At 45.0% G+C, this 26,329-nt stretch carries 27 protein-coding genes; 16 read left to right on the top strand and 11 right to left on the bottom strand.

Annotation, left to right across the window (positions count from 1 at the left end; all coding sequences use genetic code 11):
* The first annotated feature begins 14 nt into the window (after positions 1–14).
* From R7070_RS11080 to R7070_RS11095, 4 genes are all read left to right on the top strand, one after another.
* Entirely contained in the window at positions 15–1,190 is a 1,176-nt protein-coding gene (locus R7070_RS11080; RefSeq protein WP_258655218.1) for a DegT/DnrJ/EryC1/StrS family aminotransferase, read from the top strand.
* A gap of 275 nt (positions 1,191–1,465) precedes the next feature.
* Complete coding sequence (locus R7070_RS11085; RefSeq protein WP_318141220.1) at positions 1,466–3,454, top strand: nucleoside-diphosphate sugar epimerase/dehydratase; 1,989 nt, start codon at positions 1,466–1,468, stop codon at positions 3,452–3,454.
* Positions 3,455–3,622: 168 nt separating this feature from the next.
* Entirely contained in the window at positions 3,623–5,722 is a 2,100-nt protein-coding gene (locus R7070_RS11090) for a YjbH domain-containing protein (protein ID WP_213885607.1), read from the top strand.
* Between the two features lie 151 nt (positions 5,723–5,873).
* Positions 5,874–7,040 (top strand): nucleotide sugar dehydrogenase, encoded by a 1,167-nt coding sequence (locus tag R7070_RS11095; RefSeq protein ID WP_047101868.1) that lies wholly within the window; start codon positions 5,874–5,876, stop codon positions 7,038–7,040.
* A gap of 95 nt (positions 7,041–7,135) precedes the next feature.
* Here R7070_RS11095 and tpiA read toward each other — a convergent pair whose 3' ends face one another.
* Positions 7,136–7,906: a triose-phosphate isomerase gene (gene tpiA / locus R7070_RS11100; protein WP_005384863.1), complete on the bottom strand. Its 771-nt coding sequence runs from the start codon at positions 7,904–7,906 to the stop codon at positions 7,136–7,138.
* A 269-nt stretch (positions 7,907–8,175) separates the two neighbouring features.
* Here tpiA and R7070_RS11105 point away from each other — a divergent pair, with 269 nt between their 5' ends.
* The 3 genes from R7070_RS11105 (at position 8,176) to R7070_RS11115 (ending at position 9,951) form a co-directional block, all read left to right on the top strand.
* Positions 8,176–8,523, top strand: a complete 348-nt coding sequence (locus tag R7070_RS11105) for a 5-carboxymethyl-2-hydroxymuconate Delta-isomerase (RefSeq protein ID WP_053349707.1) — start codon at positions 8,176–8,178, stop codon at positions 8,521–8,523.
* Positions 8,524–8,685: 162 nt separating this feature from the next.
* Positions 8,686–9,108 carry a DUF805 domain-containing protein gene (locus R7070_RS11110; protein WP_186584499.1) on the top strand — a complete coding sequence of 141 codons (423 nt, stop codon included), beginning with the start codon at positions 8,686–8,688 and terminating at the stop codon, positions 9,106–9,108.
* A 576-nt stretch (positions 9,109–9,684) separates the two neighbouring features.
* Positions 9,685–9,951 (top strand): GIY-YIG nuclease family protein, encoded by a 267-nt coding sequence (locus R7070_RS11115; protein ID WP_394623038.1) that lies wholly within the window; start codon positions 9,685–9,687, stop codon positions 9,949–9,951.
* Here R7070_RS11115 and R7070_RS11120 read toward each other — a convergent pair.
* The 3 genes from R7070_RS11120 to glpX all read right to left on the bottom strand — a co-directional run bounded on the left by R7070_RS11120 (position 9,945) and on the right by glpX (position 12,636).
* The gene (locus tag R7070_RS11120) at positions 9,945–10,295 is read right to left on the bottom strand and encodes a DUF3135 domain-containing protein (protein WP_053306840.1); all 351 of its coding nucleotides are present in this window, start codon (positions 10,293–10,295) and stop codon (positions 9,945–9,947) included. The genes R7070_RS11115 and R7070_RS11120 overlap by 7 nt on opposite strands.
* 160 nt (positions 10,296–10,455) lie before the next feature.
* On the bottom strand, positions 10,456–11,076 hold the full coding sequence (locus R7070_RS11125; protein ID WP_005379532.1) for a helix-turn-helix transcriptional regulator: 621 nt from the start codon (positions 11,074–11,076) through the stop codon (positions 10,456–10,458).
* 552 nt (positions 11,077–11,628) lie between these two features.
* Complete coding sequence (glpX, locus tag R7070_RS11130) at positions 11,629–12,636, bottom strand: class II fructose-bisphosphatase (RefSeq protein WP_262628102.1); 1,008 nt, start codon at positions 12,634–12,636, stop codon at positions 11,629–11,631.
* Positions 12,637–12,984: 348 nt separating this feature from the next.
* On the opposite strand from glpX, the gene zapB reads away from it, so the two are divergent.
* Entirely contained in the window at positions 12,985–13,227 is a 243-nt protein-coding gene (gene zapB, locus R7070_RS11135) for a cell division protein ZapB (protein WP_005379536.1), read from the top strand.
* A 135-nt stretch (positions 13,228–13,362) separates the two neighbouring features.
* Here zapB and rraA read toward each other — a convergent pair whose 3' ends face one another.
* The 7 genes from rraA to priA form a co-directional block, all read right to left on the bottom strand.
* Entirely contained in the window at positions 13,363–13,869 is a 507-nt protein-coding gene (gene rraA / locus R7070_RS11140) for a ribonuclease E activity regulator RraA (RefSeq protein ID WP_005379537.1), read from the bottom strand.
* A gap of 76 nt (positions 13,870–13,945) precedes the next feature.
* Positions 13,946–14,863 carry a 1,4-dihydroxy-2-naphthoate polyprenyltransferase gene (locus R7070_RS11145; protein WP_005383178.1) on the bottom strand — a complete coding sequence of 306 codons (918 nt, stop codon included), beginning with the start codon at positions 14,861–14,863 and terminating at the stop codon, positions 13,946–13,948.
* 793 nt (positions 14,864–15,656) lie between these two features.
* Positions 15,657–16,988, bottom strand: a complete 1,332-nt coding sequence (hslU, locus tag R7070_RS11150) for an HslU--HslV peptidase ATPase subunit (protein WP_025768349.1) — start codon at positions 16,986–16,988, stop codon at positions 15,657–15,659.
* A gap of 23 nt (positions 16,989–17,011) precedes the next feature.
* Entirely contained in the window at positions 17,012–17,563 is a 552-nt protein-coding gene (hslV, locus tag R7070_RS11155; RefSeq protein ID WP_005383176.1) for an ATP-dependent protease subunit HslV, read from the bottom strand.
* A gap of 115 nt (positions 17,564–17,678) precedes the next feature.
* Entirely contained in the window at positions 17,679–18,227 is a 549-nt protein-coding gene (ftsN, locus tag R7070_RS11160; RefSeq protein WP_017820300.1) for a cell division protein FtsN, read from the bottom strand.
* A gap of 225 nt (positions 18,228–18,452) precedes the next feature.
* On the bottom strand, positions 18,453–19,481 hold the full coding sequence (gene cytR, locus R7070_RS11165) for a DNA-binding transcriptional regulator CytR (RefSeq protein ID WP_254901949.1): 1,029 nt from the start codon (positions 19,479–19,481) through the stop codon (positions 18,453–18,455).
* A gap of 303 nt (positions 19,482–19,784) precedes the next feature.
* The gene (gene priA / locus R7070_RS11170; protein WP_171344406.1) at positions 19,785–21,989 is read right to left on the bottom strand and encodes a primosomal protein N'; all 2,205 of its coding nucleotides are present in this window, start codon (positions 21,987–21,989) and stop codon (positions 19,785–19,787) included.
* Between the two features lie 296 nt (positions 21,990–22,285).
* On the opposite strand from priA, the gene rpmE reads away from it, so the two are divergent.
* The 8 genes from rpmE (at position 22,286) to rplV (ending at position 26,321) form a co-directional block, all read left to right on the top strand.
* Complete coding sequence (rpmE, locus tag R7070_RS11175) at positions 22,286–22,507, top strand: 50S ribosomal protein L31 (protein WP_005379546.1); 222 nt, start codon at positions 22,286–22,288, stop codon at positions 22,505–22,507.
* A 456-nt stretch (positions 22,508–22,963) separates the two neighbouring features.
* On the top strand, positions 22,964–23,275 hold the full coding sequence (gene rpsJ / locus R7070_RS11180; RefSeq protein WP_004410492.1) for a 30S ribosomal protein S10: 312 nt from the start codon (positions 22,964–22,966) through the stop codon (positions 23,273–23,275).
* 14 nt (positions 23,276–23,289) lie between these two features.
* A complete protein-coding gene (gene rplC, locus R7070_RS11185) occupies positions 23,290–23,919 on the top strand; it encodes a 50S ribosomal protein L3 (protein WP_005379555.1) in 630 nt (209 codons plus the stop codon).
* A gap of 17 nt (positions 23,920–23,936) precedes the next feature.
* The gene (gene rplD, locus R7070_RS11190) at positions 23,937–24,539 is read left to right on the top strand and encodes a 50S ribosomal protein L4 (protein WP_005379556.1); all 603 of its coding nucleotides are present in this window, start codon (positions 23,937–23,939) and stop codon (positions 24,537–24,539) included.
* Positions 24,536–24,838 carry a 50S ribosomal protein L23 gene (rplW, locus tag R7070_RS11195; protein WP_004398471.1) on the top strand — a complete coding sequence of 101 codons (303 nt, stop codon included), beginning with the start codon at positions 24,536–24,538 and terminating at the stop codon, positions 24,836–24,838. Before rplD ends, rplW begins: the two co-directional genes overlap by 4 nt.
* Before the next feature lie 15 nt (positions 24,839–24,853).
* Positions 24,854–25,678, top strand: coding sequence for a 50S ribosomal protein L2 (gene rplB / locus R7070_RS11200; protein ID WP_005383168.1), 825 nt, complete (start codon positions 24,854–24,856; stop codon positions 25,676–25,678).
* Positions 25,679–25,699: 21 nt separating this feature from the next.
* The gene (gene rpsS / locus R7070_RS11205; RefSeq protein WP_004394525.1) at positions 25,700–25,978 is read left to right on the top strand and encodes a 30S ribosomal protein S19; all 279 of its coding nucleotides are present in this window, start codon (positions 25,700–25,702) and stop codon (positions 25,976–25,978) included.
* A 10-nt stretch (positions 25,979–25,988) separates the two neighbouring features.
* Entirely contained in the window at positions 25,989–26,321 is a 333-nt protein-coding gene (rplV, locus tag R7070_RS11210) for a 50S ribosomal protein L22 (protein ID WP_005383164.1), read from the top strand.
* The last annotated feature ends 8 nt before the right edge of the window (positions 26,322–26,329 follow it).

Below are 26,329 nucleotides of genomic sequence, written 5' to 3' on the forward strand. Positions count from 1 at the left end.
ATTTAGGTGGCATCGTGCTTAATACTCCATTTTCTCCATGGCCTTCTTTTACTCAAGAAGAAGCCGACGCAGTTAGTCGTGTACTACTGTCAAACAAAGTAAACTACTGGACGGGTAGTGAGTGCCGTGAGTTCGAAAAAGAATTCGCAGCTTGGGTTGGATGTGATCATGCTGTTGCACTAAGCAATGGTACCCTTGCACTCGATGTCGCGCTTAAAGCGTTAGCGATTGGTGAAGGGGACGAGGTTATTACGACGCCTAGAACGTTCCTTGCTTCTGCGTCTTCTATTGTTACGGCTGGCGCCAACCCTGTGTTCGCTGATGTGGATCTCAATAGCCAAGCCATTACGGCAGCGTCGATTGAAGCGGTCCTAACTCCTAAGACTAAAGCGGTCATCGTTGTTCATTTGGCTGGTATGCCGGCAGAAATGGATGACATCATGGCGCTTGCAGAAAGACATGGTTTTTATGTTATTGAAGATTGTGCTCAAGCACATGGCGCGAAATATAAAGGCCGCAGTGTCGGCACAATTGGTCACATTGGTGCTTGGTCATTCTGTCAAGATAAGATCATGACGACAGGCGGTGAAGGCGGCATGGTGACCACGAATGATAAAGATTTGTGGTCAAAAATGTGGTCTTATAAAGATCATGGTAAAAACTATGACGCGATTTATAACCGTCAGCATCCACCAGGCTTTCGCTGGTTGCACGACAGCTTTGGAACCAACTGGCGTATGACTGAGCTACAAGCTGTGGTTGGTCGTATTCAATTGACTCGCATGTCAGAGTGGACGGCAAAACGCCAAGCCAATGCGGCACAAATCGATGAGGCTGTTGCAGATCTCAATATCGTTCGACGCGTTCACGTGCCTGAGCATTCGCAGCACGCTGAATACAAACATTACCTTTTTGTTGAGCCTAAACATTTGGCAGAGGGCTGGACGAGAGATCGCATTGTGGAAGCCATTGTGGAGCGTGGTGTTCCGGCTTATCAAGGTAGCTGCTCTGAGGTGTATTTAGAAAAAGCATTTGATAATACGCCATGGCGACCAGAAAAACGTTTGCCGAATGCAGTGCAGTTAGGTGAAACCAGTTTAATGTTTTTGGTTCATCCAACATTATCGTCAGAAGAAGTCGCTAAAACGTGCGGTGTGATCCGTGAAGTGTTGTTAGAAGCGCAGAAGTAAACCAGTTCAGTCTAAGTGGGACGCATAAATAATAGTGCTTTAATATGTCGTTATTTATGTTTTCCTGTAACAGCGTCCCACCACTTGATGAAAATGTAAAATGTCTGCTACGCAGATTGCTTAAAAGATGCGATGCAGTGAGATAATATGCAATTAATGGTTCTATACATAATCATCAGGTTGTATAATCTTTGCTCAGGCTATCTCATAATATTAACTAGCATTACCACCAAACTCTAAAAATAAACTTGGGGTAATGAGGCTTACATACTGTCATGATTGAAAATAATTCCAAACTTAACGTCATTTGGTCTTTACCGAGATATCAAAAGCGCCTTATTAGTATCGGAGTGGATTTCTTTATTATCTCTGCTGCTTTTATGTTTGCTTATTGGTCTCGCATTGGTGAATTCCGCCCACTTCCAGATATAAGCAGTAACTATGTACTGTTGGCAACCATTGTCTGTACTCTTGCTGTTTTTGTCTCGTTTGGCCTCTACCGAGCGGTGCTACGCTATTTAGGCTTTCATGTTCTGGCAGTCGTCGGGTTGGGTACGATTCTATCTGCGCTTTGTGTGGCCAGCTTTGCTTTCGCATTTGATGCCCAACTACCACGCTCGATTCCTTTTATTTATGCCGCTTATCTTGCGATCGGTGTAGGGACTAGCCGTCTGCTGGTAAGGAGTTTGGTTGCTCAATCGGTACACAAAGCTGGAGCGCCAGTTCTTATTTATGGTGCGGGTAGTGCCGGTCGTGAGCTTGCGTTTGCGCTGCGACAATCAGAAACCTACCGAGTTATTGGCTTTGTCGACGAAGACAAAACGCTTCAAAACACAATGCTAATGGGTTACCGAGTCTATACAGCGGATAACGCGATGAAGGCGATTAGAAAGTATGAAGTAAAAAAAATCTTACTTGCTATTCCTAGCGCTTCAAACAAACGCCGTAAGGAAGTATTAGATAGAATTTCTAAACTGCCTGTTGAAATCCAAACCGTTCCAGATATGAAAGATATCCTTACGGGTAAGGCGAAAATTGATGAACTGAAAGAGGTTCCGATTGGTGATTTGTTAGGTCGAGACCCTGTTCAGCCGCAACAAGTATTAATGGAAGCGAACATCAAGAATCAAGTAGTGATGGTGACGGGAGCTGGTGGTTCAATTGGCTCTGAGTTATGTCGTCAGATTTTAAACTACTCGCCAAAATCATTGATCTTATTTGAACTGTCTGAATTTGCGTTGTATCAGGTGCACAGTGAATTGAGTCAAATCATTAAAGCTAACAATCTGAGCATTGTCGTCGTTCCATTGGTTGGCTCTGTGCAGAGACAAAATCGCTTAGAAACTACCATGAAAGCCTTTGAAGTGGACACGGTTTACCATGCTGCGGCGTACAAACATGTTCCGCTGGTGGAGTACAACGTTGTTGAAGGTGTAAGAAACAATGTGTTTGGCACTTACTATACAGCGCAAGCGGCGATTGATGCAGGTGTGAAGAATTTTGTTCTTATTTCTACTGATAAGGCTGTTAGACCAACGAACGTGATGGGTGCGACTAAACGTATGGCTGAGTTGGGTCTACAGGCGTTGGCACAGCAACAAAACCGAATTCGTGAGAGCAACCCTAATCTGGGTACGCGTTTCTGCATGGTGCGCTTTGGTAATGTTTTGGGTTCGTCTGGCTCGGTAATTCCTGTATTCAAAAAACAGATTGAGAAGCGAGAACCTATTACGGTCACCCACAAAGACATTACTCGATACTTTATGACAATTCCAGAAGCGGCCCAGTTGGTTATTCAAGCTGGGGCGATGGGTAAAGGTGGCGATGTATTTGTTCTCGATATGGGGGAGCCCGTTAAGATTGTCGATCTAGCGAAGAACTTGGTTTACCTGTCAGGGCTCGAAGTTAAAGATGAAAACAATCCTCATGGCGATATAGAGATTCTCTTCACAGGTTTGAGACCGGGAGAGAAGTTATATGAAGAGCTGTTGATTGGAGATGACAATGTTTCCGAAACGGCACACGCACGTATTATGACCGCGCAAGAAAGTTACCTACCACTAAAGGAGTATGAAATCTTAATCGACAAGCTCGATGTCGCCTGTCACAACTTCCAACACGAAGTGATTCGTCGCTTGTTACTCGATGCTCCTACAGGCTTTAATCCGGTGGACGGCATTGAAGATCTCGTATGGAAGCAAAATACTCGCACTGCGGAGTTATATACTTTTGAACCAAAGCAAAGTAATGCAAGTGAAACTTGATGCTTTTGTCTGGTTGGTAAATAATAGAAAAATTAATAAGATATGTTGTCTTGGTACTCGCAGTGGTGATTTGTTTACTACGAGCGTAACGTGAACATGTCGTAATCTCAAAAAGGCACTTCTGAGTGCCTTTTTCTGTATTCAATACATTAACAGTGGCTAAAACTGATGGCACAGAAAACGATAAAAACAGGGATAGCAGCATTATCGCTGCCGCTACTGGTAAGTACTTCTCTTACCGCTCAGGAGTTGGCGACGCTGCCTTCGAACCAAAGCTTTACCGGATTGACTTTTACGCCCAATGCACAGTCTTTAAATTACGGCGATTTTTCTTTTACCTACGCTCAAGGCTTACCATTTAGGACGGCAGTTCAAGATTTAGATTCTCTAAAATTCTCGTTCGGTATGTTTGATGGCTTGGAAGCTCACGGAAGAATTGTAACGGATGACTATACTTCAAATTGTTTTTACGATTGTGGTGATACCCGTGATTTATCTATGTCTTTCAAGTATCAGGTCCCTAACTTTTGGGGTTCGGAGAATCTCGACTTTGCTCTAGGTATTCAGGACTTAGGTGGCTCAGCCAATCAGTTCAGTACGAAATATGCGGTTGCAGATTACTCGTTCGGCTTTGCTCCGGTTCGCGTTTCTGCAGGTTATGGGCTTTCTGATATCGGATTGGGTGTGATGGATGGCCCGTTCGGTGGTATTGAATATCAACCATTGAGCTTTTTGCAGGTTAGCGGAGAATACGACGCAGTGGAGTTTAACTCTTCGGTCAAGCTTTTTACCCCACAAGGCACATTGCCTTATGATGTGACAGCCTCGCTCAGTTATCAGCTTTACTCTGGCCACAATACTGATGAACAAAATATTTGGAACGCGGCACTTTCAGTACCTCTAGTTACTGGGTATACACGTTCTCGCGATTACTCGCGCAATAATCTCACGTTAATGGAAAAGCTGTCTTTGGAGCAGAATAAAGCTAAAGAGGCTTCTATCTCTGCTTTAGTGAGCGCGCTTCGTAATGAAGGCTTTGTGAATATTCAAATCGGTTTGCTGAATCAAACAACCGTAGTGGCGCTAGAAAACCGTCGTTATAACCATAACCAAGTAGATGGTTTAGGTGTTGCTATGGGGATCATCTCTAGCCACCTAGGTCAAAACGCGGTATCAGAAGTGGGTGGTGATTCAGAGCGTATTGAGCTATTTATGCTCGCAAACCAAAAGCCCGTTGTGAGCGTGCAAGTGAATTCAACGTGCTATCAGAGTTTTATCAATGGTTCTGCTGCGTGCGAGGATATTAAGTTCACGACACGAGATTTAGCCGAAAAACTTGAGTTGGTTAACTGGAAAACAGAGCGCGTAAATAGCGGCGCACTAGCCTCTCAACTTGTCTTTTCACCAATGGTTCGTCATGCCGTTGCGACCGAGTTTGGTGTTTATGACTACTCTTTTGCGATGTCGAGCAACTTATATACCTACCTTTGGTCTGGCGCGGCTGTCGATGTTCGCCATATTTTGCCGTTAGCGGAAACTGACGATTATGAAAAATGGGGATACTTTGAGGATAGTGCTTACGAAAATGATATCGAACGCGCAATGCTGCACCAATTCTTCCGTTTACCTTATGTCGATATTGCGAACCAAGTATCCATCGGTTTGGCGAAAACAGATTATATTGGCGCGAGAAGTGAGTCTACATGGTTTTCTCAGTCTGGTGCGCACGCTTTGAGTTTGGAAATGAGCTACTTCCAGCACGTCGATGAGAAAGATGAAAATGGCTATGAAACTCTCGATCGTCAAACTTCGCTAGCTCGCTATACTTTTTCAATGCCCGAATGGGATTGGCAGTTTAACGCGACAGCGGGTGAGTTTTGGCGGGGCGATGTTGGTGCTAAGCTAACAACATCGCATTGGTTTGAGGATATTGAGGTTTCTGCTACTTATCAGGTTACTAAGTACAAAGATACTGATGAAGAGCAGTTTGTCGCTGTGTCAGTCAAGCTACCACTAACACCTTGGCGTGATATGTCTCCTGGCTTATTGCAGGTTCGAGGTAACGAAGCTTATGACTTTAATGTGATGACGCGAGTAGGCAATGACGTCAATTTCTTAAGTGATGGACAAGGTGATGAGCTTATCATGGACAACAGCATGCTACGTCGTTACTTCAACCGTGGTCGTTATGGTAGCGATTACTTTGAAGAGAATAAGATTCGCTTACGTAACGCCTACCTGCGTTACTTATCAACTCAGTTAGACTAAACCCATAGAACAGTACGATGTATAAAAGCGGCCAATGTGCCGCTTTTTTATTTTCTAATGTATGAAGCTTAGGTTGCACAATATTGTTTCACTATCCAAAAATTAAAACTATTGATATTCTGATATAAGAACTAAAGATTAGGGTATTGGAATGAAAATAGCGGTTGCCGGTACGGGGTATGTCGGGCTCTCTAATGCGATGTTGTTAGCCCAAAACCACCAAGTTGTTGCACTTGATATTGTAGAAAAAAAAGTTGAGTTGCTTAACAACAAGTGTTCACCCATTGTAGATAAAGAAATTGAAGATTTTCTGTCTAATCGAGAACTAGACTTTACTGCTACCACGGACAAAGAGCTCGCCTACAAAGGTGCTGATTTTGTTGTTATAGCAACGCCAACGGATTATGACCCACAAACCAATTACTTTAATACGGCTTCCGTCGAAGCGGTGATAAAAGATGTAATGGCGATTAATCCAAATGCTGTAATGGTAATTAAGTCTACAGTGCCTGTGGGTTATACTGCACGCATTAAGCAAGAGTTAGGTTGTGAAAATATTATTTTCTCGCCAGAGTTTCTTCGCGAAGGCAAAGCACTTTACGATAACCTCCACCCATCTCGCATCATTGTTGGTGAGCGCAGTGCACGTGCTGAGACATTCGCCAATCTTCTAGTTGAAGGGGCGGTAAAAGAAGACATCCCAGTTTTGTTTACTGATTCTACAGAAGCTGAAGCGGTTAAGTTGTTCTCAAATACTTACCTTGCAATGCGCGTAGCTTATTTCAATGAGTTAGATTCTTATGCTGAGGCGCATAATCTTGATTCTCGCCAAATTATCGAAGGTGTTGGTTTGGACCCCCGTATTGGTAACCACTACAACAATCCTTCATTTGGATATGGTGGTTATTGTTTACCAAAAGATACCAAGCAACTTCGTGCAAACTATCAAGATGTCCCAAACAGTATTATTGGGGCCATAGTGGAAGCCAATCGCACTCGTAAAGACTTTATTGCTGAGTCTATTCTCAAACGAGAACCTAAAGTGGTTGGGATATACCGTTTGATAATGAAAGCTGGCTCAGATAATTTCCGCGCTTCGTCTATTCAAGGTATTATGAAGCGTATCAAGGCAAAGGGTATTGAAGTGGTGGTGTATGAACCAGTACTTCAGGAAGACGAGTTCTTTAACTCACGTGTAATCAACGACCTGAATGAGTTTAAACAAAGCGCCGATGTGATTGTCTCTAACCGTATGGTTGAAGAACTTACTGATGTGGCTGATAAGGTGTACACGCGAGACCTATTTGGTAGTGATTAGACTTTAGTTAAGATGATCGTGTGTAATCTAATACACAAACAAAAAGGGATGCATGATGCATCCCTTTGTTATTTTTACTCTCAGTAAAAACGAGATTAAGCTTTTGCTTTAGCCGCTGCTTTAGCGATTGCTGCGAAGCTTTTCGCGTCTAGAGAAGCACCGCCAACTAGAGCGCCGTCGATGTCTGGTTGTGAGAAGTAAGCTTCAGCGTTTTCTGGCTTAACAGAACCGCCGTATTGGATGATTACTTGTGCTGCAACTGCTTCGTCTTTCGCTGCGATTAGTGCGCGGATAGAAGCGTGGATGCGTTGTGCATCTTCAGCAGTTGCTGCTTTACCAGTACCGATAGCCCAGATTGGTTCGTAAGCGATGATTGCGCCGTTTAGAGCTTCAACACCGTAAGTGTCGATAACTGCGTTGATTTGACGTGCACATACTGCTTCAGTTTCGCCAGCTTCGTTTTGCGCTTCAGATTCACCGATACAGAAAACAGGTGTTAGACCGTTTTCTTTTAGGAAATTGAATTTCTTAGCGATGAACTCGTCAGATTCGTTGTGGTATTCACGACGCTCTGAGTGACCGATGATGATGTGAGTAGCACCGAAATCTTTCAGCATTTCTGGAGACATATCGCCAGTGAACGCACCGCTGTTGTTTAGGTCAGTGTTTTGAGCACCCAGGATGATCTTGTTACCGCCTTCAGCGATTACGCGCTCTGCTAGGTCGATGTAAAGTGCTGGTGGAGCGACTGCTACGTCAACACCTTCAACGCCTTCAAGTTCAGCGTTAAGACCAGTTAGCAGCTCAGTTACCATTGCTTTGCTGCCGTTTAGTTTCCAGTTACCCATCACTACAGGACGACGCATAGGAATATCTCCCTTATCTTTAATGTAAATAGTCAATTAATGTAAAAAATCTACGTAGGAATATAACAGAATAATGTGAACAGATCATGATTGGCGTCATGTCTTGTCCGGCTTTCTTTGTTGATTCGACCAAGCATCGATCCTGTTATTTTTGTCAAAAGCAACCGATTGGTGATCGCGTAGACAGAATGATAGTTCATTCCTCGGAAATTGCTGCTGAGATTGGTATTACTACGCGCTGGAATTAATTGTTGTAGAAAGGAATCGAAATGCCAAATCTCGTTTTAGAGTATTCAAACTCGGTGGAAGAACGCGTCAATGTTCAGGGGTTGCTGGAGGATTTACATAAAACGGCGTTAGAAAGTGGCCTTTTTGAACTCGCGTCAGTGAAATCTAGAACGCTCCGGTGCCACAATTGGTTGATAGGAGAGGAGGGTGATAGCCTCGACTTTATCCATATCAACTTTGATTTGTTATCTGGTCGCTCCCAAGAACAAAAGCGAGAACTGTCACGAGCCTTGATGGCGATACTTCAAGAGCAAGCTAGTCACGTGCACAGTTTAACGGTCAATATCCGAGACATGGATATAGATAGCTTCCAAAAGGTAGTGAACTAGGTGGTGCTGGATTGCCCGAGAATAGCGAGGGGTTATTGTTACGAATTCTCAGCCTGGCTCTGCTTGTTATATGGACGTTGTGGGCACCCAAGCTATCGGTGTCCTTTCCAAACTATATCGACTCGGCTAATCTATAACCTTTCTACTTTGGGGTAAAATTTGATGTCGACTAAAGAGTTACTGTTTTCTTTTCAAGGACGTATAAACCGTAAAACCTACTGGATTTGGAACGTCATTTACTATGTGTCCATTCTAGGCTTTGGTGCCGGTATCAGCCAACTGCTTCCTACTCTCTCCTATGTGCTTCTTCCTATTTTCTTGGTGGTTCTGTTGCTCCCTGATTTGGCGATAACTACCAAGCGTTGGCACGACCGCAACAAATCGATCTATTGGCTAGCACTGAATATTCCGTTGATTATCGGACGAATTGCCACGCCAATGACCAGCCCAGCCGTGCAAGAGCCGTCGACCCCACAGATGTTCGTCGCTTCCATTTCTCTGATTTGTGGTTTATGGATTCTAATTGAATGTGGTCTCTTAAAGGGGACATCAGGACCAAACCAATATGGCCCTGAGCCGGAGTAATTGCCTCAAGTATCGTGCGTGCTGAAAGTAGATTCTTAGTCTCGCTAAGGCTCGCTAGAATGACGATCCTTTTTGGTTTGGAGGCTGTTAAAGTCATCATCATTCTGAACAGCGAGGGACGAGTGTGATTCAGAATCTATCGTCCGCTTGAGCAGTGTTTAAGCTGAGTGGGAAAGAATAGGAGCTTGCTGTTACTAGATTCTTAGTCTCGCTGAGGCTCGCTAGAATGACGGACTCTTTTGATTTAGAGGCTCTTAAAGCCACTGTCATTCTGAACAGCGAGGAATGAGTGTGATTCAGAATCTATCGTCCGCTTGAGCCCTGGTTAAGCTGTGTGTGAAAGAGTAGGAGCTTGCTGTTACGAGATTTTTAGTCTCGCTAGAATGACGAACTCTTTTGATTTAGAGGCTGTTAAAGCCACCGTCATTCTGAACAACGAGGAACGAGTGTGATTCAGAATCTACGCACAGAGTGCTCCGAGTTTGAAATAAACTGACTGAGCTCGCGAATTACAATGGAAAAGTAACAGCGAATAATGAAGGAGAATGAATCATCGATAAGACACCTTGCGTTTATATCCTAACGTCAAATAACAACGCCGTTCTCTACATAGGTGTTACCAGTCAGCTGCCCCAAAGAATATGGCAACATAAAAATGGAGTAGTGGAAGGGTTTACCAAGAAATACAACGTTCATAAGCTCGTTTACTTTGAGTTATTCGACGATATGGCTAATGCTATAAACCGAGAAAAGCAGCTCAAGCAGTGGAAGCGTGAGTGGAAGTTAGCCTTGGTAAGAGAAACGAACCCTAACTTTCTCGATCTATCTATTGAGTATCAGTAAAAATCATCCCTATCTTTAAACGCATTTAAGCTAACCACATCCGCTTTTTGTGTCGGTGCCGCTTCCCCTTCTAGCGCTGCTTTGAACTTTACGACCTGTTTTCGCAACTCGTTCATCAATACCACATTGGTGTGATGAGGGTTTTTACACGTGCTGATGACTCTATCAATGTGGCTTTGTTGAGCCCACAATCTTTCTTTCATATCTTCTGATGCGCTTTCGATCATCTCTTTCGCCATCTTATGACGAAATTGCTCAAAAGCTTCTGGGTCTCGCTCTGCCATTCGAACCATTTCATCGAATGGAGGAAGCGTTTGGGGTGGGATATGACGTAGAGTAGACATCGATGCTCTCCAAATCCTTATGGAAATTGCCTTTAGTTACTAAAAGCCTATACCACTAGAAAGAGGAGAGAGGATGAATTCTTCAGCCGTCTCACTTATAAGAGAAGCTTTCAAGCTTGAGATTGAATAAGTGCGGCATGTCGATGTTTGGTTGTGGTGGTTACTGCAGTTGTTGGATGCGGTAAACGCAGCGTCTTTGGCCACTAATGATGTGTTCGGTACGCTCTACTTTGGTGTCACGTCCAAGTAAAGACTGAAAGACACTTAATTCTGATTGGCACAAGCTTGGGCAGCGAGTTGCGGCTTTACAAATCGGACAGTGATTTTCGATCAAGATGAATCCGTTCTCATCTTTCTCGAGCTCGGCCATATAGCCTTCTTGCTCTCTTAATGTGACAAGTGTTTCTAGTTTGCTTTGCAGAGAGTCGCATTGCTCAAGATGCTGACGATAACTTTGTAACGTGAGTTTTTCCCTTTCTGATGTGACTTTTTCCAGTCCATCTTTGCCAAAGATATGTTCGACAGCTTCTATAAACTGAATGGTCAACTCACCGTGACGGTCAGCAAATTGCTCATGACCTTTTTGAGTGAGAGACCAATGACGAGCAGGGCGACCAACTTTCACTTTTACGTCATGGATAGAAAGAATGCCATCATCTTCTAAACTTTGTAGGTGCTGACGAGCCCCCATGGTTGTCATACCTAGCTCAGAAGAGAGTTGTTTTGCAGTGACGGAGCCATCACGCTTAACGATTTGCAATATCCTATCTACGGTCTTCATATACCCACCATTTATACGTCAGTACATATTATGCGCGATAGGGTTAGTAAAGAAAAGTGTTGACTTAATTTGAGTGTGGATTTGTAGGGGCTATGTTCATATGAGCCAATATATGTCGTCATTCTGAACAGCGAGGAACGAGGTGATTCAGAATCCATCTTCTGGTTGAGCAGTGGTTAAGGTGATCAGGAAAGAATAGGAGCTTGTTACTACTAGATTTTTAGTCTCGCTGGGGCTCGCTAGAATGACGAGTTTTTTCGATTTAGAGCTTGCTATGGTAGCCGTCATTCTGAACAGCGAGGAATGAGTGTGATTCAGAATCTATCTTTTGGTTGAGTAGTGGTTAAGGTGACCAGGCAAGAATAGGAGCTTGTTACTACTAGATTCTTAGTCTCGCTGGGGCTCGCTAGAATGACGAATTCTTTTGATTTAGGGCTAGTTAAAGCCACCGTCATTCTGAACAACGAGGAACGAGAGTGATTCAGAATCTACTGTCCGGCTGTGCGGAAAGAAAGGCTCAAGCTCAGACTGAGCGAGAGCCTCGAGAAATGCTTAAAGAATAATATCGCGTACTTCTGGATCTTTACGATCTAGGTAGTGAGTCGACTTAATGCGACGAATAGTACGGCATCGACCGCGCACGAGCAGCGTTTCTGTGGTCGCCATATTGCCTTGACGAGAGATACCTTCCAGCAAGTCACCTTTAGTGATGCCTGTAGCTGAAAATACCACATTGTCGCTACGAGCCATGTCTTCCATTTTGAGGACAACATTTGCTTTTACGCCCATTTCATCGCAGCGTTTTAGTTCATCTGCACCGTAAATGCGGTTTTCTTCAGTATCGCCTTTTACTTCGTGACGAGGAAGCAGACGACCGTGCATGTCACCGTCTAGCGCTCGAATTACCGCTGCTGATACTACCCCTTCTGGCGCGCCGCCAATGCAGTACATCATGTCCACTTCACTGTCTGGCATACAAGTCAGAATAGAGGCAGCGACGTCACCATCAGGCACCGCAAAAACACGTACGCCCATTGCTTGCATTTCTGCAATAACGTCATCGTGGCGAGGTTTCGCAAGGGTAATAACGACTAGGTTATCAAGTGGCTTGTTCAGGGCTTTTGCTACGTTCTCTAGGTTTTCTTTTAACGGCTTTTCTAAGTCAATTACGCCTTTTGCACCAGGGCCAACAACCAGTTTTTCCATGTACATATCTGGCGCTTTAAGAAAGCTGCCTTTCTCACCTGCGGCAAGTACGGCTAGTGCGTTCGATTGTCCCATTGCCGTCATACGCGTTCCTTCAATCGGGTCGACTGCAATATCTACTTCATCACCACCAATACCCACTTGCTCACCAATGTACAGCATTGGCGCATCATCGATTTCACCCTCACCAATGACAATTTCACCACTGATATCTGTTTTGTTCAGTAGCGTGCGCATAACTTCAACAGCTGCGCCATCGGCTGCGTTTTTATCGCCACGGCCAAGCCATTTGTAACCAGCCAGAGCTGCACCTTCAGTCACACGGGAAAATGCCATTGCTAAATCGCGTTTCATGATGTCTCCAAGTAAGCAAGAGGGAAGAAGAATTTGCGCGGCGATTCTATCACAAGGTCGAGTAAACGTTTGCCTTTTTGCGAGGCTTTTACTTTATCTAACTTGAATTTGATCAATACTTAGGGCGATTTTCAGCGTAGCGAGACGCAAAATCCTTGCTCAAAAATGCTTCGGCGACAAGAAAAGTCAGCGTTTAGTGAGATTGCGCTGATTTTTTGACCGAATGATGCAAAATATCGAATATAGTGAGTGTTTCTCATCGCGACGCTGAGTAGAATGAACCTTATATAGGTTAGGTGTGCATCAATCTCGCACATCGTCCCAACGGAATAACATAGGTAGGCCAAGATGTCTTTTGAAGTACTAGAACAACTAGAATCTAAAATTCAAACTGCAGTTGACACAATCACTCTTCTTCAGATGGAAGTCGAAGAGCTGAAAGAAGATAAAGCTAAACTTGCGGAAGAAGCTAACGAGCTTCGCTCTCAACGTGAAGAGCTAGAGCAAAAAGCACAACAAGCACAGCAAGAGCACGCACAATGGCAAGAGCGCATTCGTGCACTACTTGGCAAAATGGACGAAGTGGAATAATTCAGCTTCTTCATTCCAAATTAAAAACACCCGCGCTAAGCGGGTGTTTGTGTTTTAGGGAAGTAGAAAATGTTAAGACAAGGCTAGGCGCTGATAGCTAAGAGAAGACCCTATAACTTAGACACCTAAGACTCGCTATGCTTCTTCATCCAACTCTAAATCAATATTCAATGGTTCAGGCGACAGGATAATTCCGGTGCTATCAGCATAAATGTAATCTTCTGGAAGGAAGCTAACGCCGCCAAAGTTGACTGGTACATCCAATTCGCCAATACCCTGACTGGTCGCTCCAACAGGAATAGAGGCGAGGGCTTGAATGCCTAAGTTCATATCTTCAAGTTCATCTACTTCACGAACACAGCCGTAAACGACAATGCCTTCCCACTCGTTTTCTTCCGCAATGGTTGCGATTTCTGCATCGATAAGGGCTTTACGTAGGGAACCGCCACCGTCAATTAACAAAACGCGACCAAGTCCATCTTGCTCTAATGTCTCGCGGATCAACGAATTATCTTCAAAACACTTGATGGTGGTGATTTGCCCGGCAAATGAAGCGCGACCGCCAAAGTTACTGAACATTGGTTCAACCACATCTACCTGATCGAGGTAGATATCACAGAGTGCTGAGGTATTGTATTCCATAGCGTACCTTTCTAAACAGAAATTGGTTGTCTTTGAGTATATCTAGGCATTAAGTCAATGCAATGACAATCCTTTTTTAACTTACTAGAGTTTGAGCTACCACAATTGTTGCAAACAAAACGTTGGTGACTAGAGAGCATTTCACGATGACTGGCATCATTGGTGCTATCTGAGCGGGCTTTTGTGTATGCCAAACTGCTTTACCATGATCGGCCACGAAATAAATACTAAGTAAAAATGGCAAGCTAATCCAAACGGGTTTGTCTTGAATTAACAAGTAAGCCGCAAAGGCAAGGATAGCTCCGCCAAGTAAGATAAAGTGGTACTGCTTGGCTTTACGTTGACCTAAGCGTACCGCCACCGTGCGTTTACCACACTCTCGGTCGTTCTCTATATCACGCATATTGTTGATGTTGAGTACTGCAACAGCGAGTAAACCGCAGCCTAAAGCAGGTAAGAATAGCGTGGTGTCTACGTGACCGGTATGCAAGAAGTAGGTACCTGATACGCCGAGTAAACCAAAAAACAAGAACACTGATATATCGCCAAGCCCCACGTAACCGTATGGTTTGCTACCCATGGTATAAGCAATGGCTGCGAGAATGGCCAAAATTCCCAGCCCGATAAAAGTAACAATGCTTTCCAGTGAACTTAGTGAATAGAAAACTAACACCAAGCCTGAAATGGCGGTCAGAACGATGTTAAAGATAATCGCTTGTTTCATCTGTTTAGCACTTACCGCGCCTGACTGCATCGCTCGTAATGGGCCGAGGCGTTTGTCGTTATCTGTACCTTGAACGGCATCGCCATAGTCGTTTGCCAGGTTGGACAGAATTTGCAGCAATGTCGCGGTTACGAAAGCCATGATGGCAATCGTCAGTGAGAAATGACCCGCCGAGTAGGCGAGCACGCTACCTGTTAAGATAGAGACCAATGCCAGAGGTAATGTTTTTGGACGAGCGGCTTCAAGCCAGATCTGTAGAGATTGTTTCATGGAAATTTCGTGCTAGTAACCAATGTGCCCAGTATAAGCACAAAGAGGCAGATACGCTATTGACCTAAAACAACTCAACTAGAAGTCAAAGGGTGATTCAGAATCTATCATCCGGTTGTGCAGTGGTGAAGGTGAGTGGGAAAGAAAGGCGTCTGCTGTTAGCAGATTCTTAGTCTCGCTGGAGCTCGCTAGAATGACGAGATCTTTTGATTTAGATGTTATCTAAGTCACCGTCATTCTGAACAGCGAGAAACGAGGTGATTCAGAACCTATCGTCCCGGTTGTGCGGTGGTGAAGGTGAGTTGGAAAGAATAGGCGTCTGCTGTTAGCAGATTCTTAGTCTCGCTTGAGCTCGCTAGAATGACGAGATCTTTTGATTTAGATGTTGTCAAAGCCACCGCTATTCTGAACAACGAGGAACGAGTGTGATTCAGAATCTATCGTCCGGTTGTGAAGTGGTTAAGGTGAGTTAGAAAGAATAGGCGTCTGCTGTTAGCAGATTCTTAGTCTCGCTTGAGCTCGCTAGAATGACGAGATCTTTTTGATTTAGATGTTGTCAAAGTCACCGTCATTCTAAACAGCGAGGAACGAGTGTGATTCAGAATCTATCGTCCGATTGTGCGGTGATTAAGGTGAGCGAGGAAGAGTAGGCGTCTGTTGTTACCAGATTCTTAGTCTCGCTTGAGCTCGCTAGAATGACGAGAGCTTTTGATTTAGATGTTGTCAAAGTCACCGCCATTCTAAACAAAAAGCCCATAAACAAGGTTCTGGGCTTTGGTAAAATAGATTGCGTTTAAAGAATAAAGCGGCTTAGATCTTCATCTTCAATTGTGTCGCCTAGGCGCGCTTTCACGTAAGCGGAATCAATAACGAATTTAGCGCCAGATTGCTCCGCTGCGTCGTAAGAGATTTCATCCATCAAGCGTTCCATTACGGTGTGTAAGCGACGAGCACCGATGTTTTCTGTGCTTTCGTTGACCGTCCATGCCGCTTCCGCGATTTGCGTGATGCCGTCTTCTGTGAATTCGATGTCCACATCTTCCGTTTTCATCAACGCAACGTACTGCTCTGTTAGAGAGGCTTTTGGTTCTGTCAGAATGCGTTTGAAGTCGTTGCTGCTTAGTGCTTCTAGCTCAACACGAATTGGTAGACGACCTTGCAATTCTGGGATCAAGTCAGATGGTTTTGCCACTTGGAATGCACCAGATGCAACAAACAGAATATGGTCTGTTTTTACCATGCCGTGCTTGGTTGATACCGTGCTGCCTTCAATCAATGGAAGTAGGTCGCGCTGAACACCTTCGCGTGAAACGTCTGGGCCTGAGCTCTCGCCGCGTTTACAGATCTTGTCGATCTCATCGATAAATACGATGCCGTTGTTTTCAACGTTGAAAATCGCTGCTTCTTTTAGCTCTTCTTGGTTTACCAGTTTCGCCGCTTCTTCTTCCGCTAACGCTTTCATTGCGTCTTTGATTTTCAGCTTACGTTTTTTCTTAGTGTCGCCTGCCAGGTTTTGGAACATGCCTTGCAGCTGGTTAGTCATCTCTTCCATACCAGGAGGCGCCATGATCTCTACGCCCATTTGTGGTGCGGCTACGTCGATTTCAATTTCTTTATCGTCTAGTTGGCCTTCACGCAGTTTCTTACGGAAGATCTGGCGAGTGTGAGAAGACTCTTCCGTTTGCTCTGCTTGACCCCAACTATCACGTGCTGGTGGCAGTAGCGCATCAAGAATACGTTCTTCCGCTTGCTCTTCTGCGCGGAATTTCACTTTCTCCATCGCTTGTTGATGCGTCATTTTCACAGCGACATCTGTTAGGTCACGGATGATGGTTTCAACTTCTTTACCAACGTAACCCACTTCGGTGAATTTTGTCGCTTCAACTTTGATGAAAGGGGCATTTGCCAGTTTTGCGAGGCGTCGTGCGATTTCAGTCTTACCAACACCAGTAGGACCAATCATCAAGATGTTTTTTGGCGTCACTTCGGCACGCAAGCTTTCTTCAAGCTGCATGCGGCGCCAGCGGTTACGAAGTGCAATCGCAACCGAACGCTTGGCTTTTTCTTGACCGATAATGTGGCGGTTCAATTCATGAACGATTTCGCGAGGCGTCATTTCAGACATATTCTTTCCTTACTTCGTTACGATTACGCGGTTGGTTTTTCAGGCTCTACTGTTGAGTCTAGCTCTTCTACCGTGTGGTGATGGTTCGTGAAGACACAAATATCACCCGCGATATTGAGAGCTTTTTCCGCGATCTCACGAGCATCTAGATCTGTGTTTTCTAGTAGGGCGGTTGCGGCAGCTTGTGCGTAAGCACCACCAGAGCCAATCGCAATCAGGTCGTGTTCTGGCTGTACGACATCACCATTACCGGTAATGATTAACGATGCGGTTTCGTCGGCAACGGCAAGTAAGGCTTCGAGCTTGCGCAGAGCACGATCGCTACGCCAGTCTTTGGCTAGCTCAACTGCCGCTTTGGTTAGGTGACCTTGGTGCATTTGCAGTTTGCTTTCGAAGCGCTCAAAAAGGGTGAAGGCATCCGCAGTACCGCCGGCAAAGCCCGCTAGTACTTGGTTGTTGTATAGGCGGCGAACTTTGCGCGCATTACCTTTCATTACGGTATTGCCTAGAGATACTTGGCCATCACCCGCGATGACGACTTTATTATTTCGACGTACAGATACAATGGTAGTCACAGTCGACCTCTTGATTATTTCTCTTTGGATTTAATTCAGTATATGGGGGAGGAGAAATGGGGATTCAAGGGGGCAAAAAGAAAGGCCCTAGGATCTTAGCTCCTAGGGCCTGAGTTTAAAGATTTTCTTTCCAAATCGCACACGGCTCGATTTTCGCGCGTTGCAGTTTATGACGGTCACGTTCTGCATCACGTTTGAACTTATACGGACCTAGCACCACGCGATACCATGAACTGCCTTCTTTCTTACGAATCTTGCTCGACATCCCTTGGAACGCGATTGCAAGCTTGCGCTCTTCGGCTTGTGCCTGAGTTTTGTACGCGCCACACTGCATGATGTAAGGAATTTTAGAAACTTCAATTTCTTTGGCCACAACTTCAACTTCACGTTTCGGTAGTGACTCAACATATTCCCATTTTTCTTCTGGTGGTGGCGGCAAGTCTTTTTTCGGCTTTGGTTTGCTTACAGTGGTTGTTGGCTGCTTCACGACTGGTTGTTTAGGTTCTGGGTCGCTACTCAAAAGGTAAAGACCATAGCCAAAACCGCCCACGAGCAAGATAGCGAGCAGGCCACTGCGCCAAGGTTTTTTTCTTCTCGGCGGCTGTTTTTTTGTCGACTTTTTTGGGGCGCCTCGCCCCCGTCTTACATAATCTCTATTTGCCACGGTTATTTCTGGTCATCAAGGATTCTTGCAAATATGTTAATCCAGAACGAGTTGAGAAAACACCCTATTGATAGAATCTTGATAGCTAAAGCGCGACAACGCCCGAGTGTAGGAGTGTGTTTCTGTTCTCGCTTATATTTATTCGGGGATATACAAAAAGCAGGAGGGGTAAATAAAAAAGCGGCGCCTTAGCACCGCTTTGGGGATGAATACCTAATCTTCAGGTTAAGGGCGCTGTGGTGGCGCTGCACTTCCACGAATGACGAGATTAGTTTCAAGCAGACGCGAGCCTGAATGCACGTCGTGGCCTTTTAACATCTCGAGCATCATTAGCATCGCTTGTCGACCAATCTCATAGCGAGGTTGAGAGATGGTGGTCAACGGTGGATCGCAGTACTGAGCGAAGTTAATGTCATCAAAGCCCACAACAGAGAGATCTTGCGGTACTCGTAAGCCAAGCTTTTTCGCTTCTTGAATTGCGCCGATGGCCATTGTGTCACAGTGACAGAAAATAGCCGTTGGTGGTTCTGGCAATTCGAGCAGTTTACGAACGGCTTTTGCTCCGCCATCAAAAGAAAACTCAGTAATGACACTATATTGTGGATCTTTATTGATGCCGGCACGGCGCAGGGCTTGTTGGTAGCCTTGCTGGCGGAACTGACACAATATTGCTGTATCTGGTCCAGAGATTTGAGCAATGCGTTTATGACCTAATTGGGTCAGGTAATTCACTGCTTCAAATGCAGAGGTCAGGTTATCAATATGTACTGTCGGAAGCTCGAGTTCAGGCGCAAATTCACACGCCATTACCATCGGAGGTAAGTTCTTTTGCTCTGGCTTACTGACATCGAATGGTAGATCTGTACCAAGCAGTAGCATTCCATCTGCCTGCTTAGTAAATACGAGGTTAACGAAAGAGCTTTCGCGTTTCTTCTGTTGTCCGCTATCGCCCAGCAGGACTAGATAGCCATGTTCCATGGCTGCATCTTCAATACCGCGAATAATTTCAGAAAAATAAGGATCACAGATGTCGGGAACGATAGTAACAATGGTTTTTGATTCGTTTCTACGTAAGTTACGCGCTAATGAGTTTGGAGAATAACCCGCTTCAAGTACGGCATCTTCTACTCTCTTTCTTGTAGAAGAAGAGACTTTCTCTGGATTCATTAAGGCTCGAGATACCGTAGCCGTAGACACTCCCGCAAGCTGGGCAACATCCTTCATTGTCGCCATAGTTTTTAACCTCTCATTTATTTTTTGCCAAGATGACGTTATTCCGGTTTGAAATCAGAGTAATCAAACCGAGTTAGAGCTGTGTTTGCTCTTCGCTCAGTTCGTGTTAACGAGTGGGAAAATGGATTCTTCACCGCGATATCAATTTGTGGGAATAGTCATTGTTTTAATCTAAGCCTGTGCAAACAAGTCACTTTAGACTTTTCTAATTTGGATAGTCTATTCATTTCTAAAGTGAAAGTTACGGTCTGTTTAACAAAAATTGTAATCTTGGTGTGATTCTGGTCACATTAAGTGGTAATTCATTACATAGTTAAACGTTTGCTAGCTGAGATCTTGTGGTTCTATGTCTAAATTCCAGCGTACTTTCTTAGCATTTGGCAACAACTCAATAGCAGGTTTGGCACTGGTTAATAACTTTTGCATCAATGAACGATGCTGAGTTTGCAGTAATAGTTGCCAACGGTATTTACCAGCCCGCTTGGCCAAAGGTGAAGGAGTAGGGCCTAACACCATGCAGGAATCATCGAACAGAGGGTGTGACTCTAACGTAAAGCGAACCTGACGCAGGAAGTCTTCAACTACCTCACTTTGGTTCGCCTCTGCTTTAAACAGAGTCAAGAAACTATAAGGCGGAAGCTGAGCCAATTTGCGTTCTTCCAGAGCAGTCATAGCAAAGTGGCGATAGTCTTTTTGAAGCAGGGCCTGCAGCAAGCTGTGCTCAGGATGGTGGGTTTGTAGGATAACCTCGCCAGGTTTACTTGCGCGGCCGGCACGACCTGCGACTTGAATAAACAACTGCGCTAGTCGCTCGGAAGCGCGGAAGTCACTACTATAGAGAGAGCCATCAACATCCAAAAGAGCAACGAGCGTTACATTTGGAAAATGGTGCCCCTTAGCCAGCATTTGGGTGCCAATCAGAATTTGATGTTCACCTTTACGAATCGATTCAAGGGCATCTTCCAAACTACCTTTGCGACGTGTGCTGTCTCTGTCGATGCGAATGGCGTTGTATTCTGGAAATAACTGAGCCAATTGTTGTTCGAGTTGTTCCGTTCCTACGCCGACGGTAACCAATTGGGTTGAACCACACCCCTGACATTGATGAATCACCGGTTGTTGTGAGCCGCAGTGATGGCAGCGTATTTCGTTGCTGTAATGGTGGAACGTATAGTACGCATCACAGCGTTTACATTCTGCAATCCAACCGCATTCATGGCACATCAAAGCGGGCGAAAAGCCTCGACGGTTAAGAAACAACATTACTTGATTGCCCGCTTTTAAATGCTTGCGCATCTCGGCAATCAGTTGGGCAGATAAGCCACTTTCTAAATACTGACCTTTTACATCTAACACTTTATTAGTGGTTGGCACGGCAGAGCCAGCTCGTTGGGTTAGTGTTAAATGGTGATATTTGCCTGACAAGGCATTGTGCAATGTCTCCAGTGCAGGTGTGGCTGAGCCCAGAACAATCGGAACTTGTTCTTTATGAGCGCGCATTACAGCAACATCGCGTGCATGATAACGCAAGCTATCTTGCTGTTTGTAAGAGGTGTCATGTTCCTCGTCCACAATGATAATCCCGAGATCAGCAAAAGGCGCGAGTAGGGCAGAGCGTGTGCCGATAATGATTCCGGCCGCTTTGTCGCGTGCAGAAAGCCACGCATTCATACGCTCCGTCTCGTTTAACCCGGAGTGGATGACGTCAACTGGCACATTAAAACGGCGTTTAAAGCGGTTGATGGTTTGGGGCGTTAGACCGATCTCAGGTACTAAAACTAATGCTTGTTTCCCTTGCTCTAAAACTGGTTTGATAAGGTTTAAGTAAACTTCTGTTTTACCAGAGCCAGTTACTCCCTCTAATAAATAGCAAGCAAAACCTGTTTGGCTATTTACACTCGCAATAGCCAGCGCTTGTTCGTGGTTGAGCTTTGGCTTCTCGACGTCGCATTCAACGTGCTGTCCCCACTGGGTGATTGCAGGCTTCTTCTCGATACGTTCAATCCAGCCTTTCTCTTCTAAAGACTTTAGTACTGTTGAGGCTATCTCTTGGTCGACAAATTCCTGGTGAGGCAAAGCGCCGTTAACCAACATTTGTAAGACCTTCTGTTGTTTGACCGCTCGACGATCAAGCCCTTGCATCAGCTTGTCTTTACCGGATTCGGTAATTTGCCACTCTTGTAGCGTCGCAAAATCTGCAGGCTTTCCTTTACGTAGAGCTGCTGGCATCGCATTGTGTAGCGTATCTCCAAGTGGGTATTGGTAGAACTGGCTGCACCAAGTCAGCAACGAATAAAGCTTTTCAGACCATATCGGCTGAGAATCAAGAACTGCTTTGATTGGCTTGAGTTGATCTTTGGGAAAGTCCGAGTGATTAACCATTGCGGTGACGATGCCGACTAACGTTTGGCGTCCAAAAGGTACGGAAACGCGTCCACCAATGATCGGAAACAGGTGCCCCGGAATGGCGTAATCAAATTGTTTGTCGAGCGGAACGGGTAATGCCACTCTAGCAATGGTTGGACGCATAAATTCTTAGCTATTAAAAAAGAGGGAAAGGAAATGAGAGTCTATTAAAATCGGTATGGAAATTCGAGTAAAGCAATGCGATTCAGCGTGAATCGTGCCTCTATGATTAGTCTGGCTAAAAAAGTGGCGAAAAAGTTGCCAAATGTGTTGATCCGAGCAATGTGATTCTTTACTATATCGCGCCTTGAGATATGGCTTCGGCAATTAGTTGATGCGGTATCCCATTTTATTATTAATTGCGTGTGGTGTGCGGCTTAGATTCGTATAGCGACACGGCCTACTATTGAGGTTATCCCATGAAAGCTGGTATCCACCCAGAATACAAAGCAGTAAAAGCGACTTGTTCTTGCGGCAACTCTTTTGAGTTCAACTCTACTCTAGGTAAAGAGTCTATCCACCTAGACGTATGTGACAAGTGTCACCCATTCTACACTGGTAAGCAACGTATCGTTGATACAGGCGGCCGTGTTGATCGCTTCAACAAGCGTTTCGGTGCACTATCAAGCGGTAAGAAATAATAGCAGCCGCTATTACGATTACAGTTTAGAAAAGGACGCTTCGGCGTCCTTTTTGTTTTAATGGCTACCAAGCGAAGAGGAATGTATGGGGTTTGGAATATTCCCGATTATTTTTCACTCAGCGCTTGCAACCTAAAGTGTGATCTGTATAATGCAGCGCACTGGTTAAGCCAGTTGTGAACCAATGAGCAGTGAGGAGCGAGCAAATCTAAGGATTTGCGAGGTAATGTATACTCAGCTTATGTTCGCGGTTAATACAATTAGCTATCTTTTCTTCGGAAAAACTATCCTCAAAGGTGACTTTGGCATATAGGGATAGTTAATCGAAAATTAACTGACAATGCGTCCTAATCTTGGATGCTACGGTTTCACATAAATCAATCGGCATTCTCTCGTCTTGACGAGTTTGAGTGGCGATATTGTTTGTGTAATTTATTAAATTTGGAGCTCTGTCTCATGCAGAACCAACGTATCCGTATCCGCCTAAAAGCTTTCGATTACAAACTAATCGATGCTTCTACAGCGGAAATCGTTGAAACAGCTAAGCGCACTGGCGCACAGGTTCGTGGTCCAATCCCACTGCCAACTCGTAAAGAGCGTTTCACAGTTCTTATCTCTCCACACGTTAACAAGAAAGCACGTGACCAGTACGAAATCCGTACTCACAAGCGTCTAATCGACATCGTTGAGCCAACAGACAAGACTGTTGATGCTCTAATGCGTCTAGACCTTGCTGCGGGCGTTGACGTTCAAATTAGCCTAGGTTAAGGGAGATTAGAAGTATGATTGGTCTAATCGGTCGTAAAGTGGGCATGACCCGCGTATTTACTGAAGAAGGCGTTTCTATCCCAGTAACAGTTGTTGAGGTTGAAGCTAACCGTGTTTCTCAAGTGAAAACTCTTGAAACTGACGGCTACGCAGCAATCCAGGTTACAGCTGGTTCTAAGAAAGCTAACCGTGTAAACAAAGCTGAAGCAGGTCACTTTGCTAAAGCTGGCGTTGAAGCTGGTCGCGGTCTTTGGGAATTCCGTTTAGAAAACGGCGAAGAGTTCGAAGTTGGTTCAGAACTAACTGTTGAACTATTCAACGAAACTAAGAAAGTAGACGTTACTGGTACATCTAAGGGTAAAGGTTTCCAAGGCGCTGTTAAGCGTTGGAACTTCCGTACTCAAGATATGACTCACGGTAACTCATTGTCTCACCGTGCTCCTGGTTCTATCGGTCAATGTCAGACTCCAGGTCGCGTATTTAAAGGCAAGAAAATGGCAGGTCACATGGGTGCTGAGCGTGTAACGACTCAAAACCTAGAGATCGTACGTGTTGACGCTGAGCGCAACCTGCTTCTTATTAAAGGTGCAGTCCCAGGCGCAACTGGCGGCAACGTGATCGTTAAACCAGCTGTTAAAGCATAACGTCTCAGGAGTAAGTAATGGAACTAATGGTTAAAGGTGCCGATGCACTAACTGTTTCCGAAACTACTTTCGGACGTGAGTTTAACGAAGCTCTTGTACACCAAGTAGTTGTTGCGTACGCAGCAGGTGCTCGTCAAGGTACTCGTGCTCAAAAAACACGTTCAGAAGTTTCTGGCGGTGGCGCTAAGCCATGGCGTCAAAAAGGTACTGGCCGTGCGCGTGCTGGTACAATCCGTAGCCCAATCTGGCGTACAGGTGGTGTTACTTTTGCTGCGAAACCACAAGATCACAGCCAAAAAGTAAACAAAAAAATGTACCGTGGTGCTATGAAGAGCATTCTTTCTGAGCTTGTTCGTCAAGAGCGTCTAATCGTTGTTGATAACTTCTCAGTTGAAGCACCAAAGACTAAAGAGCTAGTTGCTAAGCTTAAAGAGCTTGAGCTAACTGACGCTCTAATCGTGACTAGCGAAGTAGATGAGAATCTATTCCTAGCTGCTCGTAACCTATACAAAGTTGACGCACGTGATGTTGCTGGTATCGATCCAGTATCTCTAATCGCGTTTGACAAAGTTGTAATGACTGCAGAAGCAGTTAAGCAAGTAGAGGAAATGCTAGCATGATCACTGAAGAGCGTATCCTAAAAGTTCTACGTGCACCGCACATCTCTGAAAAAGCAACTATGGCAGCTGAGAAAGCGAACACTATCGTTTTCAAAGTAGCTAAAGATGCGACTAAAAAAGAGATCAAAGCAGCTGTAGAAAAGCTATTTGAAGTTGAAGTTAAGTCTGTAAATACTCTTATCACTAAGGGTAAAACCAAACGTCAAGGTCTACGCCAAGGTCGCCGCAGCGACGTTAAGAAAGCGTACGTTACTTTGAAAGAAGGTCAAGATCTTGACTTCGTTGGCGGCGCGGAATAACAGGAGTAGTTAAAAATGGCTATTGTTAAATGTAAGCCGACTTCCCCTGGTCGTCGTCACGTTGTTAAAGTTGTTAACGCTGACCTACACAAGGGCAAGCCATACGCACCTCTTCTAGAGAAAAACTCTAAGAACGGTGGTCGTAACAACAAGGGTCGTATCACAGTACGTCACATCGGCGGTGGTCACAAGCACCACTACCGTGTAGTTGACTTCAAACGTACTAAAGATGGTATTCCAGCGACAGTTGAGCGTCTTGAATACGATCCAAACCGTAGCGCAAACATTGCTCTAGTTCTTTACAAAGACGGTGAGCGTCGCTACATCCTAGCACCTAAAGGTGTTGTAGCTGGTGATGTTATTCAGTCTGGTGTTGATGCACCAATCAAAGCTGGTAACACTCTACCAATGCGTAATATCCCAGTAGGTTCAACAGTACATAACGTTGAACTTAAGCCTGGTAAAGGTGGTCAGCTAGCTCGTTCGGCTGGTGCTTACGCTCAAATCGTTGCTCGCGACGGTGCGTACGTAACTATCCGTCTACGTTCTGGCGAGATGCGCAAAGTTCTTTCTGAAGGCCGTGCAACAATCGGTGAAGTTGGTAACTCTGAGCACATGCTACGTGAACTTGGTAAAGCAGGTGCATCACGTCATCGCGGTATCCGTCCAACGGTTCGTGGTGTTGTAATGAACCCGATTGACCACCCACATGGTGGTGGTGAAGGTCGTACTTCTGGTGGTCGTCACCCAGTATCTCCTTGGGGTATGCCTACTAAAGGCTTCAAGACTCGTAAGAACAAACGCACTGACAAGTACATCGTACGTCGTCGTAACAAGTAATCTATATAAAGAGGAATCGCCATGCCACGTTCTCTCAAGAAAGGTCCTTTTATTGACCTACACTTGCTGAAGAAGGTAGAGAAAGCGGTGGAAAGCGGAGACAAAAAGCCTATTAAGACTTGGTCCCGTCGTTCAATGATCATCCCTACGATGATCGGTTTGACCATCGCTGTCCATAATGGTCGTCAGCACGTACCAGTATTTGTAACTGATGAAATGATCGGTCACAAACTGGGTGAATTCGCACCAACACGTACTTACCGCGGTCACGCTGCGGATAAGAAAGCTAAGAAGCGCTAAGGAGTAGATAATGGAAGCAATTGCTAAACATAACTTTGCTCGCATTTCGCCTCAGAAAGCTCGCTTAGTTGCGGATCTAATCCGTGGTAAATCTGTTGACCAAGCTCTAGAAATCCTAACGTTCAGCAACAAAAAAGCTGCTGCACTAGTTAAGAAAGTTCTAGAGTCTGCTATCGCTAACGCGGAGCACAACGAAGGTGCAGATATTGACGATCTGAATGTCGCAAAAATCTTTGTAGATGAAGGCCCAACCATGAAGCGTATTATGCCTCGTGCTAAAGGTCGTGCGGATCGTATCTTGAAGCGTTCAAGCCACATCACTGTTGTTGTAGCAGATCGCTAGAGACTAGG

The organism is Vibrio sp. 1557 (assembly GCF_033340175.1).
Lineage (GTDB): Bacteria > Pseudomonadota > Gammaproteobacteria > Enterobacterales > Vibrionaceae > Vibrio > Vibrio alginolyticus.

Bases quoted from the DNA above. Each gene is read 5' to 3' on its own strand.
- R7070_RS11085 (WP_318141220.1), top strand. From the start codon at position 1,466: ATGATTGAAAATAATTCCAAACTTAACGTCATTTGGTCTTTACCGAGA.
- R7070_RS11090 (WP_213885607.1), top strand. From the start codon at position 3,623: ATGGCACAGAAAACGATAAAAACAGGGATAGCAGCATTATCGCTGCCG.
- R7070_RS11095 (WP_047101868.1), top strand. From the start codon at position 5,874: ATGAAAATAGCGGTTGCCGGTACGGGGTATGTCGGGCTCTCTAATGCG.
- tpiA (WP_005384863.1), bottom strand. From the start codon at position 7,906: ATGCGTCGTCCTGTAGTGATGGGTAACTGGAAACTAAACGGCAGCAAA.
- R7070_RS11105 (WP_053349707.1), top strand. From the start codon at position 8,176: ATGCCAAATCTCGTTTTAGAGTATTCAAACTCGGTGGAAGAACGCGTC.
- R7070_RS11110 (WP_186584499.1), top strand. From the start codon at position 8,686: ATGTCGACTAAAGAGTTACTGTTTTCTTTTCAAGGACGTATAAACCGT.
- R7070_RS11120 (WP_053306840.1), bottom strand. From the start codon at position 10,295: ATGTCTACTCTACGTCATATCCCACCCCAAACGCTTCCTCCATTCGAT.
- R7070_RS11125 (WP_005379532.1), bottom strand. From the start codon at position 11,076: ATGAAGACCGTAGATAGGATATTGCAAATCGTTAAGCGTGATGGCTCC.
- glpX (WP_262628102.1), bottom strand. From the start codon at position 12,636: ATGAAACGCGATTTAGCAATGGCATTTTCCCGTGTGACTGAAGGTGCA.
- zapB (WP_005379536.1), top strand. From the start codon at position 12,985: ATGTCTTTTGAAGTACTAGAACAACTAGAATCTAAAATTCAAACTGCA.
- rraA (WP_005379537.1), bottom strand. From the start codon at position 13,869: ATGGAATACAATACCTCAGCACTCTGTGATATCTACCTCGATCAGGTA.
- R7070_RS11145 (WP_005383178.1), bottom strand. From the start codon at position 14,863: ATGAAACAATCTCTACAGATCTGGCTTGAAGCCGCTCGTCCAAAAACA.
- hslU (WP_025768349.1), bottom strand. From the start codon at position 16,988: ATGTCTGAAATGACGCCTCGCGAAATCGTTCATGAATTGAACCGCCAC.
- priA (WP_171344406.1), bottom strand. From the start codon at position 21,989: ATGCGTCCAACCATTGCTAGAGTGGCATTACCCGTTCCGCTCGACAAA.
- rpmE (WP_005379546.1), top strand. From the start codon at position 22,286: ATGAAAGCTGGTATCCACCCAGAATACAAAGCAGTAAAAGCGACTTGT.
- rpsJ (WP_004410492.1), top strand. From the start codon at position 22,964: ATGCAGAACCAACGTATCCGTATCCGCCTAAAAGCTTTCGATTACAAA.
- rplC (WP_005379555.1), top strand. From the start codon at position 23,290: ATGATTGGTCTAATCGGTCGTAAAGTGGGCATGACCCGCGTATTTACT.
- rplD (WP_005379556.1), top strand. From the start codon at position 23,937: ATGGAACTAATGGTTAAAGGTGCCGATGCACTAACTGTTTCCGAAACT.
- rplW (WP_004398471.1), top strand. From the start codon at position 24,536: ATGATCACTGAAGAGCGTATCCTAAAAGTTCTACGTGCACCGCACATC.
- rplB (WP_005383168.1), top strand. From the start codon at position 24,854: ATGGCTATTGTTAAATGTAAGCCGACTTCCCCTGGTCGTCGTCACGTT.
- rpsS (WP_004394525.1), top strand. From the start codon at position 25,700: ATGCCACGTTCTCTCAAGAAAGGTCCTTTTATTGACCTACACTTGCTG.
- rplV (WP_005383164.1), top strand. From the start codon at position 25,989: ATGGAAGCAATTGCTAAACATAACTTTGCTCGCATTTCGCCTCAGAAA.